The organism is Desulfovibrio simplex (genome assembly GCF_055387835.1).
On sequence record NZ_AP042377.1, the window covers coordinates 2,073,391 to 2,088,747 of the forward strand.

13 protein-coding genes are annotated in these 15,357 nt (G+C 60.9%); all 13 read left to right on the forward strand.

Annotated elements, in window-relative coordinates; genetic code table 11:
* Positions 1-84 precede the first annotated feature (84 nt).
* Positions 85-2,148, forward strand: a complete 2,064-nt coding sequence (locus ACZ5DH_RS08525) for an elongation factor G (protein WP_464253900.1) — start codon at positions 85-87, stop codon at positions 2,146-2,148.
* A gap of 468 nt (positions 2,149-2,616) precedes the next feature.
* Positions 2,617-2,865, forward strand: a complete 249-nt coding sequence (locus ACZ5DH_RS08530) for a helix-turn-helix domain-containing protein (RefSeq protein ID WP_464253901.1) — start codon at positions 2,617-2,619, stop codon at positions 2,863-2,865.
* Between the two features lie 391 nt (positions 2,866-3,256).
* Positions 3,257-6,085: an ABC transporter permease gene (locus tag ACZ5DH_RS08535; protein ID WP_464253902.1), complete on the forward strand. Its 2,829-nt coding sequence runs from the start codon at positions 3,257-3,259 to the stop codon at positions 6,083-6,085.
* A gap of 7 nt (positions 6,086-6,092) precedes the next feature.
* Positions 6,093-7,190, forward strand: coding sequence for a 4'-phosphopantetheinyl transferase superfamily protein (locus ACZ5DH_RS08540; protein WP_464253903.1), 1,098 nt, complete (start codon positions 6,093-6,095; stop codon positions 7,188-7,190).
* A gap of 198 nt (positions 7,191-7,388) precedes the next feature.
* Positions 7,389-8,696, forward strand: a complete 1,308-nt coding sequence (gene trmD, locus ACZ5DH_RS08545) for a tRNA (guanosine(37)-N1)-methyltransferase TrmD (protein ID WP_464253904.1) — start codon at positions 7,389-7,391, stop codon at positions 8,694-8,696.
* Between the two features lie 77 nt (positions 8,697-8,773).
* Entirely contained in the window at positions 8,774-9,121 is a 348-nt protein-coding gene (rplS, locus tag ACZ5DH_RS08550) for a 50S ribosomal protein L19 (RefSeq protein WP_183717307.1), read from the forward strand.
* A 426-nt stretch (positions 9,122-9,547) separates the two neighbouring features.
* Positions 9,548-10,210 (forward strand): ribonuclease HII, encoded by a 663-nt coding sequence (locus ACZ5DH_RS08555; protein WP_464256529.1) that lies wholly within the window; start codon positions 9,548-9,550, stop codon positions 10,208-10,210.
* Positions 10,207-10,713: a YraN family protein gene (locus ACZ5DH_RS08560; protein WP_464253905.1), complete on the forward strand. Its 507-nt coding sequence runs from the start codon at positions 10,207-10,209 to the stop codon at positions 10,711-10,713. Before ACZ5DH_RS08555 ends, ACZ5DH_RS08560 begins: the two co-directional genes overlap by 4 nt.
* On the forward strand, positions 10,655-11,515 hold the full coding sequence (gene rsmI / locus ACZ5DH_RS08565; RefSeq protein ID WP_464253906.1) for a 16S rRNA (cytidine(1402)-2'-O)-methyltransferase: 861 nt from the start codon (positions 10,655-10,657) through the stop codon (positions 11,513-11,515). Before ACZ5DH_RS08560 ends, rsmI begins: the two co-directional genes overlap by 59 nt.
* A gap of 122 nt (positions 11,516-11,637) precedes the next feature.
* Complete coding sequence (locus ACZ5DH_RS08570; protein ID WP_464253907.1) at positions 11,638-12,387, forward strand: PTS system mannose/fructose/sorbose family transporter subunit IID; 750 nt, start codon at positions 11,638-11,640, stop codon at positions 12,385-12,387.
* Between the two features lie 115 nt (positions 12,388-12,502).
* Positions 12,503-12,793, forward strand: coding sequence for an HPr family phosphocarrier protein (locus ACZ5DH_RS08575; protein WP_291302305.1), 291 nt, complete (start codon positions 12,503-12,505; stop codon positions 12,791-12,793).
* Between the two features lies 1 nt (position 12,794).
* The gene (gene ptsP, locus ACZ5DH_RS08580; protein WP_464253908.1) at positions 12,795-14,567 is read left to right on the forward strand and encodes a phosphoenolpyruvate--protein phosphotransferase; all 1,773 of its coding nucleotides are present in this window, start codon (positions 12,795-12,797) and stop codon (positions 14,565-14,567) included.
* Positions 14,564-15,019: an SsrA-binding protein SmpB gene (gene smpB / locus ACZ5DH_RS08585; RefSeq protein WP_464253909.1), complete on the forward strand. Its 456-nt coding sequence runs from the start codon at positions 14,564-14,566 to the stop codon at positions 15,017-15,019. Before ptsP ends, smpB begins: the two co-directional genes overlap by 4 nt.
* The last annotated feature ends 338 nt before the right edge of the window (positions 15,020-15,357 follow it).

The following is a 15,357-nucleotide window of genomic DNA, read 5'->3' on the forward strand; positions in this document are numbered from 1 at the left end:
TGGGATCTCACGTTCCTTCCCTGGTTTCGTTCACCCGGCTAGCGCCGCGCGCGCCCGCCACATCGCTTACTAAGGGAGAAAACCATGCCTACCCCACTGGAAATGCAACGCACCTTTGCACTCGTCGGCACCGGCGGTTGCGGCAAAACATCTCTGGCCGAGATGCTGCTGTTCAACGCCGGAGCCGTCACACGTCTGGGCGCCGTCGAGGACGGCACCACGAATCTTGATTACGAGCCCGAAGAGATACGCCGCCGCGGGTCGGTGCAGCCCGCGTGCGCCACCTATGTGTGGAACAAAAACCGTCACTTTTTGCTGGATATTCCCGGTGACGGCAACTTTACCGGTGATATGGAATGCCTGCTCAAGGGTGTGGACAGTGTGGTTTTCGTGCTGGACGCCGTGGACGGCGTGCGCCCTCTCGCCAAAAAATTTTGGAACATAGTGCGGCAGGCCGGTCTGCCAGCCATGATCGTGGTCAACAAGCTTGACCGCGATCGCGCCGATTTTCAGATGACCTTCGACGGACTTTCCTCCCTTGGCATCAAGCCGGTGGCCCTGCAACTGCCCATCCGGCAGGGCGAAAGTTTTCTGGGCGTGGCGGACGTGCTTTCGGGCAAGGCCCGCATGTTTAAAGCTGACGGCAATTTTGCCGAAGCGGAAATTCCCGCTGGTCTGGCCGATGATGTCAGTCTTTTGCGCGACATTACCGTGGAAAACATCGCTGAGAGCGATGAAGTCCTTATGGAAAAATACCTTGAAGAAGGCAGCCTGTCGCTGGAAGACCTGCACTCGGGTTTGCGCTCCGGCGTGGTAAAGGGTGAACTGACCCCCGTACTGACCTGCTCCGCCCTCGAAAACAAGGGTGGTCAGGCTCTGCTGGCGGCCATTGAGGCCCTGCTGCCCTCACCCCTGGACCGCCCCCCCTTTGAGGGCCAAAACGGCGAAACACGTTCTCCCGACCCGGATGCCCCGGTGGCCTGCTTTGCGTTTAAAACCCTGGCCGACCCCTTTGCAGGTCAGCTGACGCTGCTTCGTGTCCTTTCGGGCACCATCAATGGCGACGTGAACCTTAAAAACATGCGCACCGAGGATAATGAACGCCTGGGCAGCATGCTGTACCTGACTGGGAAAAACCAGACTCCCTGCAAGGAGCCCGTGGGCCCCGGCGCCATTGTGGCCGTGGCCAAGCTCAAAAACACCCGCACCGGCGACACCCTGTGCGACGAAAAATCTCCCTTTGTACTGCCCATGCCGCAGCTGCCGCCCCAACTCATCACCTACGCCCTGGCCCCCAAGGAAAAAGGCGAGGAAGACAAGGTGTATGCGGCCATGCAGCGTCTGCTGGACGAAGATGTGACCCTGAAGCTCGGCCGTGATGGAGAAAACGGCGACATTCTGCTTTCGGGCATGGGGCAGCTGCACATCGAGCTTTCGGTTGAAAAAGCCAAACGCCGCTTCAAGGTGGATATTATCCTCAAGACCCCCAAGGTTCCGTACCGTGAAACCGTGCGCGGCAAATGCCAGGTGCAGGGCCGCCATAAAAAGCAGTCTGGCGGTCGTGGACAGTTTGGCGACTGCTGGATTGAGATGGAAGGGCTGCCGCGTGGTTCCGGCTATCAGTTTGAAGACGCCATTGTGGGCGGCGTTGTGCCCCGCCAGTATATTCCCGCCATTGACAAGGGCATACAGGAAGCAGCGGCACGCGGCTTTCTGGCTGGTTGCCAGGTGGTGGACTTCCGCGCCAAGGTTTATGACGGCAGTTACCACACTGTGGACTCCTCTGAAATGGCGTTCAAGGTGGCAGGCTCTCTGGCATTTAAAAAAGCCATGGAAACCCTCAAGGCTGTGCTGCTGGAACCCATTGTGCTGCTGACAGTGTCCGTGCCGGACGAAAGCATGGGCGACGTCATTGGCGACCTGTCTTCACGCAGGGGCAAGGTGCTCGGCTCTGATTCACAGGGTGGCAGCACAGAAATAAAGGCCCATGTGCCCATGAGCGAAGTGCTGCGCTACGCGCCCGATTTGCGCTCAATGACGGGCGGCCAGGGCTTTTTCACCATGGAGTTTGCCCATTATGAAGAAGCGCCGCAACCTGTGGTGGAAAAAGTAGTCGCCGAATATCAGGCAGCCAGAGCCGGCGAATAGCAAAACAGGCGCAAACATCTGCATGCCGTGCAATCCAGCCGGAACCTGAAAGGGTTCCGGCTGTTTTCATGATAATTCTCCACAAGAACAACGCATCTTTGAGCATATCTTTTCGCAACGGAAGCAGACGCCCGCTCCGCCGCTGTGCAATGCATATGAACCGCTCTTGCGCCTCCACGGCGGCCGCCCGCGCCCGCAGCCGCCAGTGCAATTTCACTTTGAAACAGCACTATAATTCATATTGCGATCTAACTTATTTTTTCTTATAATATTAAATATTTAATTATATTCTTACCCATTTCTTTTTTGCTTGTCTCTATATATTCTGCCCAGCTGACCCGGAGTTCCAGCCTCTGCCAGGGCCATTTTATTTCATATTAGACAGCTATGTCATAGACAATAATTGACAGCTTAAATTTGTATGCAATCGCATACTTGGTTCAAGCGTAAAAGCTTTACACATACTCTATGCAAATTTTACCGGGGCTGAACACAGCCATTGCCAAAACTGTGCGCAATATCCGCGTCCGCAGTGGCCTGTCGCAAGAACAGTTTGCCGACTTTGCCGGGCTGTCGCGAGTATATATTGCGCAACTTGAAACCGGGGAGCGTGGCGCATCGCTCAACGCTCTCATTCTCATTGCGCGTTCCGTGCGCATGACAGGCTCAGAAGTTGTTGCGCTGATTGAAGAAGAAATACAAAAACTGCCCCATTAGGCTTACTCAACGTTGAAGATGACCATTCTCTAAGTTTACAGCGTATCCACTGCAGTGCCTGTCAGCACGAAACCTCCCCTCTTGCGCCTTTGCTACGGCCGTCTGCCTGCACAACCGCCCGGCATTTCAAGGCACAAATGCCTTGATCCGCCTACGGTGGCCCGATCCGGCCATCCCCGCCCTGCTCCGGACTTTATTACGGTAATACTTTTTCATGCGTATCCAAAACGTAAAACGCTCGACCTCACTACGCTTTTTTGATAACTATTATGAGTAACGACTGTAGCTCTCGCCCTTTCGACAGGACGCTTTGTGCAGCCAAAGTCACCCCTGATACTTTTATTCCATATACTACAGAATGATACATTCTGTTTAAAATACGGATACTGCCATGCCAACAGACCCTGCCTGCCCTCCCACCGATACAGATCAACAAAGCCCCTCGGGCCATTGCGGCCCTGTCTTCACGTTTCGCCGTATGGCCGGGCTTGATCAGGCCCTGCTGTCCACCGATGCCGAGTGGCAGGACCTGCGGCAGCTTGATCCCAAACTCTGGATGGCCATGAGCTGCCCCACCTATGGGCTTGAGTTCGACGCGCAGACCCTGGCCCTTCTGGACGCCGACAAAGACGGGCGTATCCGCGCCAGGGAAATTCTGGATGCCGTGGACTGGCTGTGTCAGCGCATCAGCCATCCATCACGCCTCAGGGAGCGACGCGCAGAACTTCCCCTGGACATATTGCGGCAGGATACCCCCGAAGGCGTCAATGTGCTGGCTGCCGCCCGCCTGGTGCTGGACAAGACCGGGGCCGAGGACAAAACCAGGGTTGACCGCAGCCAGGCGGCCTCCGCGCTGAGCGCCGCCGCTGGCTACGCCTTCAACGGGGACGGTGTTGTTCCCTCCACCTCGGTGGAAGCGCAGGATACGGCGGGAGACGCCGTCAGCCACTTCATCACCACCGGCCTCACGGTTGTGGGCGGCATGCGCGACGATTCCGGCATGCCCGGCCTTGACGCCGCCCTTGCCGGACACTTTCGCGAAGCCTTGCACGCCGTACGTGAGTGGCGGCAAAAAACGCATGATGCGGACCTCCCCCTGGGCCGCGACACCGCCGAAGCCTGGAGCCTCATGCAAAGGCTCGGCCCAAAGCTGGACGATTACTTCGCCCGCTGCCGCATGGCCGCCTTCGCGCCGCAGACCTTGCCCGCGCTTAATGAAGAAAACGAGCTGGCCTCGCTGGAAAACGCGACCACAGAACTTTTTTCAATGGACCATCTGAGCCGCCGCCCCCTTGCCAGAATAGCCGCCGGGCAGCCGCTTGACCTGCAAACGGGCGTCAATCCCGCATGGGAAAATGACATGCGCGCCTTCCGCCGCCTGTTCGGGGCACTGCTGCCCCCGCCAGAAAACGGGCACACCGGTGCGGACGCCGCCCATACTCTTGATGAAGAAACCTGGCACGCCATCCAGAACCGTTTTGCGCCCTATGCCGCGCTGCTGGCGCAAAAGCCTAAGTTTTCCCGCGCTCCGGAAGACGCCGCCCCCTTCAGCGCGCAAGGCCAGCCCCCTCTGGCGCTCGCTCCCGACGGCGACCCCCTTGGCAGAAAATTTCTGCCGCCGCATCCTGAAGAAGCTGTGGACAGACTTTCGGACGAGGAACTGGACGCCCTGCTTTCTCCCGCCACGGAAGAGGCCTTTGCCGCGTATGTGAAGCGCGACCTGGCCGCCCCTCGCATGGATGCTTTGCGCGACCTTGAAAAACTTGTTCTGCTGCACGCCAATCTGTACACCCTGCTCATGAACTTCGTTTCATTTGCCGATTTTTACGAGCCCGGCAACAGGGCCATATTCCTGGCTGGCACGCTGTATATCGACAGCCGCTCCTGCTCGCTGTGCGTGCATGTGGACGATGTGAACGCCCATGTGCGCCTGGCCACCCAAAGTCACCTTTGCCTGCTCTACTGCCTTTGCGTCCGTAAAGACGCCAGCGGCAAGGAGCACACGGCCACCATTGCCGCCGCCCTTACCGCAGGCTCGGCCGATGACCTGATTGAAGGCCGTCACGGCGTTTTTGTGGACAATGCCGGGCAGCCATGGGACAGTACGCTGCTGCGTGTGGTACGCAATCCCATCAGCCTGCGCGAAGCCACGTGGGCTCCCTACATCCGCTTTGCCAATCTTGTTGGCGGGCAGTTGCAAAAACTGGTAGCCGCCAAGGATGCGGCCATTTCCAACGCCTCGTCCAAGCTGGCCAGTTCCACAACCGGGGGGCAGGCAGACGCAGCGGCCAAGGCCGCGCCCCAAAAGCAGCCCTTTGACATCGCGAAAAGCGCGGGCATTTTTGCCGCCGTCAGTGTGGGCATAAGCATGGTCAGCGCCTCGTTCACCTACATCGCCAGATCCATTTTTTCTCTGGGCTGGTGGTGGCCCATGGCGCTGCTGGTTATTTTCGCCGTAATCTCCGGCCCATCCGTGGTCATGGCATGGTTCAAGCTGCGCCGCCGCAGCCTCGGCCCCTTGCTGGACGCTTCCGGCTGGGCCGTCAATACGGGCGCGCCCATAAACTTTACGTTGGGCGGCGCGCTCACGGCTGTGGGCCAAATGCCCCCCGGCGCGCAGCGCTCGCTTGACGACCCTTACGGTTTGCCCGCCCGCCTTGGGCACTCGCGCGTGCGCCGCGCCTTCATGACCATCCTGGCCCTGCTCCTTCTTGCAGCCGCCAGCCTTGGCGGCTACTGGGCGTGGCACGGTGAAGCGCCGTCATGGATCAGGTTCTGGCGGCATGAAGCTCCCGCAGCCAGCGCAACTGACGGCAAAAACACCGGTTCGCCCGGCCAAATCGCTCCCGGCCAAATCGCTCCCGGCAAGTCCGCTTCCGGCAAGCCTGGCCAGTCAGGCAACACGGACGTGACGCCGCAGCATAGCGAGGGCGGCACGGCAGCTTCATCCGGCGCAGATGCGTCCGGTGCAGCTCCGTCCGGCAAGAATACCCCTGCCTCTGAAAAAACAGACGGGCAAAACCCGACTGACAGCAATACGCAAAAGGCCAATGCCAAGGATGCCGCCAAGACCGGAAAAAACGCTGGCGAAACCGCCGGACCGGCTTCTTCGAACGCGGCTTCCACAGGCAGTCCCCTTTCCGGGCTTGAGGCCCTTGTGCCGGGTAAAACTCCCGGCCCGGGCGCCTCGGACGCCCAACCAGAAGCAAAAGGCAAGTAAGGGCATTATGGGTAAAGCAGTTACTGACGGATGTTCTCCGGCGCGGTCTTTGTTCCACTCCTCTCCGGAGCAGGGCTCCGCCCCGCTGGCCGCTTCTCCGGCCGCCTCCACGCAGCCTTCAGACGCGTGGGCACAGGCCTCCGCCGCCGACCTGCGCTGGATATGGGCGGCACAGGCCGCCAAACGCGGCGTTATCATTGTGTACTCTCCCCTGCCCCGTCTGGAAGGACAGGCGCTGCACCATTGGTGTACCCGTCTGGAAGATGTAGTTGTGCCCTGGCTCAGCCCATTGCAGCTGAATCACCTGCAATGCTTCGGCTCAAGCGACGCTGCCCTCAAGGCCCGGTGCAGCCGCCTGCTCGCAAGGGCACTGCTCATACGGCTGGTCATGGCTGCGACGCACGCCTCCATAATCACGCGCGGTACGGCTGACGCCGCCCAAAGGCCGCGGCAACATCCCGGCATGGATTCGCACATGGAATGGCTGAGCCTTAACGGCCTTGATATGGATTACCTCGGAAGGCCCGTGATGCCGGGCTGGCGGGCCGCGTTCAGTCACAGCGGCCAGGCGGCGTTCTGCGCCGCATTCCATTTGGGGCACGAGGGTGAAAATCAGTCCTGTCATCAAGGTCACGACACGCCGGACAGCGAGGCTCTGCAGGAGTTTCGCCCTTGTCTGGCCGTTGACGCCGAATCCCTGTTCAATCCACCGCCTGCCCCCCGCGCCTATTCCAGTAAGGAGCTGACCGCTCCCCTTGCCAAAGAGTCCAGAATCCGTGATGCGTTGCGGCGCTGGACCATCAAGGAGGCCCTGCTCAAGTCCGCCGGGCTTGGCCTTTCGCGTGACCCCGCCCTTGTGCACAGCGGATTTTCCGGGCAACGGCGCGGCCGCGCGCAATTCTGTCATGAAGGCAGCACGAGTTTTACCCTTGGCGACGGCAGCGTCAGGCAGAGTGAGCCGTGCAGGTATATTGGCTGGCAGCTTGTGCCCTGCGCCGAACACTGGCTGTGCGTGGCAGCCCCCGTATTGCCGGACCGCCCCCTTCTTGTGACAGGACGCCCCTTGCGCGCGCACTGGAGCGGCGTCCTCAACACACTGGGCTAGTAGTGATGGTCAGGTGAAATATTTTGTGGGGGAGGGACCTTTTGCAAAAGGGTCCCTCCCCCACGCCCCCACCCCCTGAAACTCTTCACGCTCCCACCGCAAACCGCGCGTCCATGTATAAGATGGCGTGGCCGCCCTGTCCCGCTCACAGACAAAGCTCTTCTTGCAAGACAAGGCGTTTTACGGCACTCTCCGCCCATGCCGCGCTTTCACCTGGTTTCCCTCTTTCCCGAATTTTTCCAGTCGCCTCTGTCCACAGCCCTTATGGGGCGTGCGCGGGAAGCTGGGCTTGTGGATTTTTCCTTTCACGATCCCCGCGAATTCAGTACCAGCAAGCACCGGCATGTGGACGACCGCCCCTACGGCGGCGGGCCCGGCATGGTCATGCAGGGCGAACCCCTGGCAGCGGCGCTGCGCTCCATCGGGCAGCCGGGGCGCATCCTGCTCATGACGCCCGGCGGCCGCCCCCTGACCCAGAGCATGGCTGACGAACTGGCGCGCGAAGAAGACCTGACCATCGTCTGCGGCCGATACGAAGGCATTGATGCCCGCCTGCTGGATATTTTTTCCATTGAACCCGTAAGCGTGGGCGATGTGGTGCTCAACGGCGGCGAAACGGCGGCCCTGGCTGTCATTGAGGCTGTTTCGCGCCTTATGCCCGGCTTTATGGGCAAGGAAGAGTCCGGCGAGGACGAAAGTTTTTCACACGGCCTTCTGGAATATCCGCACTACACCCGGCCAGAGGTTCTGGAGGGCCTGCCCGTGCCCGAAGTGCTGCGCGGCGGCGACCATGCGCGCATAGCGCAGTGGCGGCGGCGGCAGTCTGTGCTGGCCACGCTGCGCATGCGGCCTGACCTGCTGGACTCTGCCCCACTGACAAAAGAGGATGTGCAGACCCTGGCCGAAGCCCCTCGCGAGAGGCCGGGCCGCAATCTTTCGTTCTGCCTTGTGCACTATCCGGTGCAGCTTGATGCAAAAAAATCCGGCGCTTCCTCTTTGACAAATCTCGACATACACGATATAGCCCGAATTTCCCGCAGCTATGCAATGGGTTTTTTCCATGTGGTGACCCCCTTGCAAGACCAACTACGGGTGCTGGATGAAATTTTGCGCCACTGGACGCGGGGTCCGGGCGGTTCAGGCAATGCCGACCGGGCACAGGCTCTCGGTCTGGTTTGCCCCGCAACCTCTCTGGACGAGGCCGTGGCGCATATGACCGCACGGCACGGCGTCCGGCCCAGGCTGGTGGCAAGTTCTGCCGTTTGGCCCGGAAAAAATACAGGGCAGGCTCACAAGGGCCCGCTCATGACGCCGCAGGAAGTGCGACACTGGTGCAGCCAGGGGCCGGTCATGCTTTGTCTCGGCACGGCAAAGGGGCTTGCCCCCGAAGTGCTGGAACAATGTGACGGCCTGATTCGCCCTGTGCGGTTTTTAGGGTATAACCACCTTTCGGTGCGCAGCGCCGCCGCTATTCTGGCAGACAGAATTTTAGGCGATTACAGCTGACAAAACAGGCGGCCTGAACGCATCGGCGCCGCTACGCAACGACGCAACAATCCGCCCGGATTTGCAAGGAGTTCACGATGGATATCATCAAAAAAATCGAACGGGAAAACATGCGCATGGATGTACCCGCGTTTCGCTCCGGCGACACGGTGAAAGTGCATCTGCGTATCGTGGAAGGCGAAAAACAGCGCATCCAGGTTTTCCAGGGCAACGTCATCCGCATCAAACGCGGCACCACCAATGCCACCTTCACGGTGCGCAAGGTTTCTGACGGCGTGGGTGTGGAACGCATCTTCCCCATCAACTCGCCCTTCATCGACCGCGTGGAACTGGTCACCCAGGGTCGTGTGCGCCGCAGCCGTCTGTACTACCTGCGCGCCCTCAAGGGCAAAGCTGCGCGCATCAAGCCGCGTGGCCGCTTCTGATAGCCCGCTGAGGCATCAGAACACACACTGCGCCTTTTTGACGGCGCGCCGTGAGATGGCGGGCAACCGCGCTCATGGCGCGCCTCTTGTGCGTTTATTGCCGGAGTCGCCAGCGTTGGAGCATGTTGCCTTTGAAAAAGTGTAAACGCTCTAACGCTGCACGAAGGTGCAGCGCGCCACAACGTGGCGTGGATGCAGCCGAGCTTTGGCTGTAAAAACAGCAATTGGTTAAGTGAGCGGGCAGCCTACTGATGGCTGTCGCTGTCCGTAAGCGGCAAAGATCCGCTAACGGCTACCGCAAATCGCATTTTTCGGCTGAATGAAAACTTTGAAATGTGAAGCAGTTCAAAGTTACTCTGCTCCAGGAGACCATGCGTGAAAAAGCCCTCCTCCCGCCCAACGCGCCCGCCTGACCTCCAGGGCAGTCTGCTTTTTGCAGCAGGCCGCCCCAGTGATCCCGGCATCACGGCGGGAGTGGATGAAGCCGGGCGCGGCTGCCTTGCGGGACCGGTGGTGGCCGGGGCCGTCATTCTGCCCGCAAGCTTTGACCTGCCCGGCCTTACGGACTCCAAGGCCTGCACCGCCAGACAGCGCGACACGCTCGCTCCGCGCATCAGGGCATGCGCCATAGGCTGGGGGCTCGGCATCGTCTGGCCGCGCCGCATTGATGCCATCAACATTCTTCAGGCCACCTTTGAGGCCATGAGCCTGGCAATACGCCACCTGCGCACAACACCGGCCCTTCTGCTCATTGACGGCGACAAAACCGTGCCCGAGGCAGTTCTGGCGCGCCTGTGGAGCCTGGGCCATGCGGGTACGCCGCCGCTGCAGCGCGCCATTATACACGGCGACGCCACAGAACCCGCCATTTCCGCCGCGTCCATCCTGGCCAAAACCTGCCGCGACAGGCTCATGACCAGTCTTGACAAGCGCTGGCCCGGCTTCGGTTTCGCCGTCCACAAGGGCTATGGCACCAGGGAGCATTATGAGGCGCTGCGCCGCCTTGGCCCCTGTCCGCAGCACCGGCTGACATTCCGGGGTGTGTGCGAGGAAAAACCCGCTGCCGTGCGACAGGGCAGTTTGCTGTGAACCTGCGCCGCCTGCTGCCGGGGCTTTTTGACAAAATGGCCCGCAAGAAGCACTCTGCCCCTGAAGGCGGCCAGGCCAAAGGCGCTGACAAAAAAACCGGCACACCCGCGCACCTGCTTCTGGGCAAAAAGGGAGAGGAAGCCGCTACGGCCTTTTTGACCCGCAAGGGCTACGCCATACTCGACCGTAACTGGCGTCAGGCCCGTCTGGAACTGGACATCGTTTGCCGTGACGGCGACACCATTGTTTTTGTAGAAGTGAAAACTCGCGGCAGCGACAGCCACGGCGGCCCCATCCATGCCCTGGGCATCGCAAAGCAGCGCACCCTCTGCCGCGCGGCCCGCGCGTGGCTGGCGGCTCACGAGGCCTGGGAACAGCCCTGCCGCTTTGATGTCATCTGCGCCCTGCGCAATGGCTCTACCCTGCACCTGGAGCATTTTTGCCATGCCTTTGACTGCCCCCCGGCTCTGGATAGTAGCCACGCCTCTTGGCAACCCTGGTGATCTTTCGCCCAGGGCTCGCGCCGTATTGACCGAAGCCGACATCGTGCTTGCGGAAGATACGCGCCGTACGGCCCGCCTTTTTCGCGACTGCGGCATTGAGGCGCGCCGCCTCTTGAGCTTCCACGACCACAACGAGACCGAGCGGCAGGAACACGTGCTTCGCTCCCTGCGCGAAGGCCAGAGTGTGGCCCTTGTTTCCGATGCGGGCACGCCGCTGCTGGCCGACCCCGGCTACCGCCTTGTGCGTGCCTGCCGCAAGGAAGGCCTGCCAGTTTCTCCCCTGCCCGGCCCCTCGGCGCCGGTAGCGGCCCTTTCCGCAGCGGGCCTGCCGCCCCTGCCGCACAGCTTTCTGGGGTTTCTGCCGCGTGACGCTTCGGGGCGCGACGCCCTGTTTGCCGCTTTTGCCCATGTGCCCGGCTCCCTCATTTTTTTCGAGCGCAAGGACCGCCTCAAGGAAAGCCTCGCACGGGCGGCCAAACTGCTGGGCCCGCGCGAGGCGGCGGTCTGCCGCGAATTGACCAAGGAGCATGAGGAATTTATACTGATCCGGCTGGAAAACAGCGAAGACCTGCCCGATGACCTGCTTGGCGAAATTACCGTTATCATCGGCCCGCCGGAACAGGTAAGCCGCAGCCCTGAAAACGAGGTTCTGACCCTGCTGCGGCAGGAGCTGGAAGCGGGCGGGCCACAGGGCAAGCCCCGGCAGGTGGCCCGCAGGGTTCAGGATATGGTGCGCGGCTGGAGCGGCAAAGAGATATACGCCCTGCTCACGGCTGATACAGACCCCCAACGCAACCTCTAACCACCGCAACGCCGCCGTGCGTCCGTTCAGCCGCCGCCCGGCGGCAGACGTCAGGGACGCCCCCCTCGGCTTTCGGCGAAGTCCCCGGTGCCCCCCGGACTTCATGCGGGCAGGACGCTCTGATGTATCCCACATTCGTCGCACTCAACTGCCTTGGCCGCACCTGCTGCATCAATGCGGCCACCACGGCCAGAGGCATGCAGCAGGTGGGGCTGCTCTTTGTGCTGAGCCCCGCCCTGTGCTGGCTTTATCCCGAAGGCGCGGCCCGCGCCCGGGCCTTTGCCCGCTATGGCGGACACAGCAACACCCATCCCTTCATGATTCCTCTTTTTGTGGGCATTCTGCTGTCGCTTGAAGAAGAAATAGCCAAGGGCACGCTCCCGGAATCCGCCGTAAGCTCTGTACGCGAAACCCTGGCCACCACGCTTTCGGCTCTGGGCGATTCCTTTTTCAGCGGCACGTTGCTGCCCCTGTGGGCGCTTGTGAGCGTGGCCCTGCTGCTTTCGGGCCATATACCCCTGGCAGGCTTCCTGGCTGTGGGATTTTTTTTCGCCCTTCTGCTTTTCAGGGCGGGCAGCTTTTTTTCTGGCCTGCGCCACGGCATGCCGGTTTTGGTGCGCCTGAAGCGCCTCAACCTCATCAACTGGGTGGACAGGCTCAAGATGGTCAACGCGGTGCTGGTGGCCCTGGTCATCTGGCATCTGCCCATGAGCCGCCTGAAGCCTTTTCCGTGGGACGTTTACCTGTTTGGCGCGCTGGCGGTTCTGGGGGCATCCTGGCTTGTGGCGCGGCTCCGCCTGCCGCGCATACTGCTGTGGGGCATGACGCTTGGGGCGTTGATTCTCATGGACGTTGACCTCATAGGTATGTAGTATGTCCACGACTGCCAGCTGGCACAGCCTGGCTGGCACAAGGTCGAGGCAGACATTCGGCGCCGCCGCGCCATATACGGCCCCAACCGCCCTGACATTGTTAAAAGGTGAGGAAATGGAAGAGACCATTGAAGAAACGTCACGCGGGCTGGAAATGCGGCTTTGCCTCAATTTGCGCAATGGCCTTCACGCCAGACCCGCAGCACGACTGGCCCAGGAAGCACAGCGCTATTCGTCGGCCATTCAGCTTATCAGCGATACCGGCGAGGTTGACGCCAAAAGCATGCTTGACGTTCTTTCACTTGCCCCGCCCTTCAACGCGGAACTGACTCTTCTGGCTCAGGGGCATGACGCCCGCGAGGCCCTTTGCGGCCTGGCCCGTCTTCTCAGCACCATGCAGGATTGATATGGCCCGCGCGGTACTTTTTGGCACTCCAGTTTCTCCCGGCATAGCCATTGGCCGCGTGCGCTTCATGCACAAGCTGTGGCAGGACGAGGAACGGCGCATCACGCCCGCTGAAGTGGAGGCCGAGCAGGCCGCCCTTCGCCTTGCGGCTGAAAACGTGCGCGTTTCGCTGCAAAAAACCATGGACAATGTGCCCGAAGATCTGGCCGAATACCGTGAGATTATTGCCGCGCAGATGGAAATGGCCCGCGACGCCAAACTGCTCAATACCGCCTCCGCGCGCATCGAACAAAAGCTCATTGCCGCGCCCTGGGCCCTGCGCCTGACGGTTGATGAACTGTGCGCCCTGTTCCGGGGCATGGACGACCCCTATCTGCGCGACCGCGCGCAGGATATCCGCGCTGTGGGTTTGCGCCTGCGCGAGAGTCTTTCCACTGGCCCTTCCGAAACACGGGGCGCTGCTGAACCGGGCGTGCTGGTGGCCGAAGACCTTTCTCCCGCCGATGTTATGGAGCTGAACCTCGACTGCGTGCTGGGCATCCTGACCACCGAGGGCGGCCCCACTTCGCACACGGCCATCCTTTCGCGCAGTCTGCGCATCCCCTGCCTTTCCAGTGTTACCGGCCTTGTGACCGTGGCCAGAGAAAATGAGCAGGTCATCATTGACGGTCTTGGCGGCTGCGTGCTGCTGGACCCGGATGAGGCGGACATGGCCCGCTATGAAGCCCGCCGCCTTGAATACACCAGCTGGGAAGAATTCACGCTCAAGACGGCACGCTGGCCCGCTGAAATGTGCGATGGCGTGCGTGTGGTGGTTCAGGCCAATCTGGAAAGCAGCGAGGAACTTGCCGCGGTGCCGTGCAGCGGCGCCGACGGCGTGGGTCTGTACCGCACCGAGTTTGCCTATCTCAAAGGCCGTCTGCCCAACGAAGAAGAACTGCTGGCCGAATACGCCCTTGTGGCCCAAAAAATTTCACCCGAGCGCGTTGTTTTTCGCACCCTTGACGTGGGCGCGGACAAGATGCTGCATGCCCAGGCGGCCCTCAAGGAACCCAATCCGGCCCTTGGCTTGCGCGGCATACGCTTCTGCCTGCGCCATCAGGGACTTTTTCGCACGCAGTTGCGGGCGCTCATGCGCGCGGGGGTGCACGGCAACGTGGCCATCATGCTGCCGATGGTTTCAGGCATGGACGAAGTACAGCAGGTGCGCAGAATCATGCAGGAAATGCATCAGGAACTCAGCGCCCAGAACCTGCAGCACGCGCCCGAACTGCCCCTTGGCGTCATGATAGAAACGCCTGCGGCGGCCCTCATCTGCGACGCCCTTGCCAGGGAATGCGATTTTTTCAGTATTGGCACAAATGATCTCATACACTATATTATGGGCATAGACCGCAACAACCGCCATGTGGCGTATCTCAATGAACCCTTGCATCCCGCCGTTGTGCGCTCGCTCAAGCATATTGTTGACGCCGCACACCGTGAAGGCATAGGAGTTTCCGTCTGCGGCGAACTGGCGTCTGATCCGCTGGGCATGGCCCTGCTGCTGGGCATGGGGGTAGACACCATATCCGTGGCTCCGCGTTTTGTGCCCGGCCTGAAACACCTCATCCGCCAGCTCAGGGCCGAAACCTGCATGGAACTGGCCCACAGCGTGCTCATGAGCACCGATGTGGCCGCCTCACGCCGCATGGTTCGTGAACAGTTGCATCAATCCCTTGGGCCTGAACTGGCCTTTCACACCACCAGCCTTTTGATCCACAGCCAGCCATGAGCCAAAAAACACCGCCTTCCACCATCGCCGTCAATAAAAAGGCCCGTCACCTCTACGAACTTTCAGAGTTTACCGAGGCGGGCATTGTGCTTACCGGCCCCGAAGTCAAAAGCATCCGCGCGGGCAAGGTCAACTTCATCGACAGCTATGTTGACTTTCGCAAGGGCGAAGCCTGGCTTATCTCGCTGCACGTGGCCCCGTATTCCAACGCAGGCTACGCCCCGCAGGAGCCCGAGCGCGCCCGAAAACTCCTGCTGCACCAGCGCGAAACCGCCAAACTGGCGGGCCTTGTGGCCCAAAAGGGCCTTACGGTCGTGCCTGTGCGCCTGTATCTCAAGCGGGGCAAGATCAAGGTGGAACTGGCCGTTGGCCGGGGCAAAAAACTGCACGACCACCGTGAAAGCCTTAAAAAACGCGCTGAAGAAAGGGACCTGGCCCGCGAACTGGCCTAGTTTTTCAGGGGCAGCCCCCCCTTGCGCGTAGACATTTTGACGTTTGCAAGCCGTTCGCTTTGGCGCGTGACCACGCAGCCAGCAAGCGCTTACGTCTTCACGGCAATGGCCTTGTCCACGCGCCACCAGGGCAATGTCACAACACCATTGCCGCAAAAACGAAAGTTCAGCCCATTGACACGTGATACGCCACGCCGCCGCTCCGGCAGGACAGGCCCGCCCGGAAACTCCCGCGGCCGCCGGGTTCACTGCGTGTTTGCCGTGCGCATGACGCAGGCCGGACAAAACGAAGACCGGCGTTTTGCAGGACAGAGGCGCGGATACCGTTGGCGCAACCA

Bases quoted from the DNA above. Each gene is read 5' to 3' on its own strand.
- ACZ5DH_RS08575 (WP_291302305.1), top strand. From the start codon at position 12,503: ATGGAAGAGACCATTGAAGAAACGTCACGCGGGCTGGAAATGCGGCTT.
- ptsP (WP_464253908.1), top strand. From the start codon at position 12,795: ATGGCCCGCGCGGTACTTTTTGGCACTCCAGTTTCTCCCGGCATAGCC.
- rplS (WP_183717307.1), top strand. From the start codon at position 8,774: ATGGATATCATCAAAAAAATCGAACGGGAAAACATGCGCATGGATGTA.
- rsmI (WP_464253906.1), top strand. From the start codon at position 10,655: ATGCCTTTGACTGCCCCCCGGCTCTGGATAGTAGCCACGCCTCTTGGC.
- ACZ5DH_RS08570 (WP_464253907.1), top strand. From the start codon at position 11,638: ATGTATCCCACATTCGTCGCACTCAACTGCCTTGGCCGCACCTGCTGC.
- ACZ5DH_RS08540 (WP_464253903.1), top strand. From the start codon at position 6,093: ATGGGTAAAGCAGTTACTGACGGATGTTCTCCGGCGCGGTCTTTGTTC.
- trmD (WP_464253904.1), top strand. From the start codon at position 7,389: ATGCCGCGCTTTCACCTGGTTTCCCTCTTTCCCGAATTTTTCCAGTCG.
- ACZ5DH_RS08535 (WP_464253902.1), top strand. From the start codon at position 3,257: ATGCCAACAGACCCTGCCTGCCCTCCCACCGATACAGATCAACAAAGC.
- ACZ5DH_RS08530 (WP_464253901.1), top strand. From the start codon at position 2,617: ATGCAAATTTTACCGGGGCTGAACACAGCCATTGCCAAAACTGTGCGC.
- smpB (WP_464253909.1), top strand. From the start codon at position 14,564: ATGAGCCAAAAAACACCGCCTTCCACCATCGCCGTCAATAAAAAGGCC.
- ACZ5DH_RS08525 (WP_464253900.1), top strand. From the start codon at position 85: ATGCCTACCCCACTGGAAATGCAACGCACCTTTGCACTCGTCGGCACC.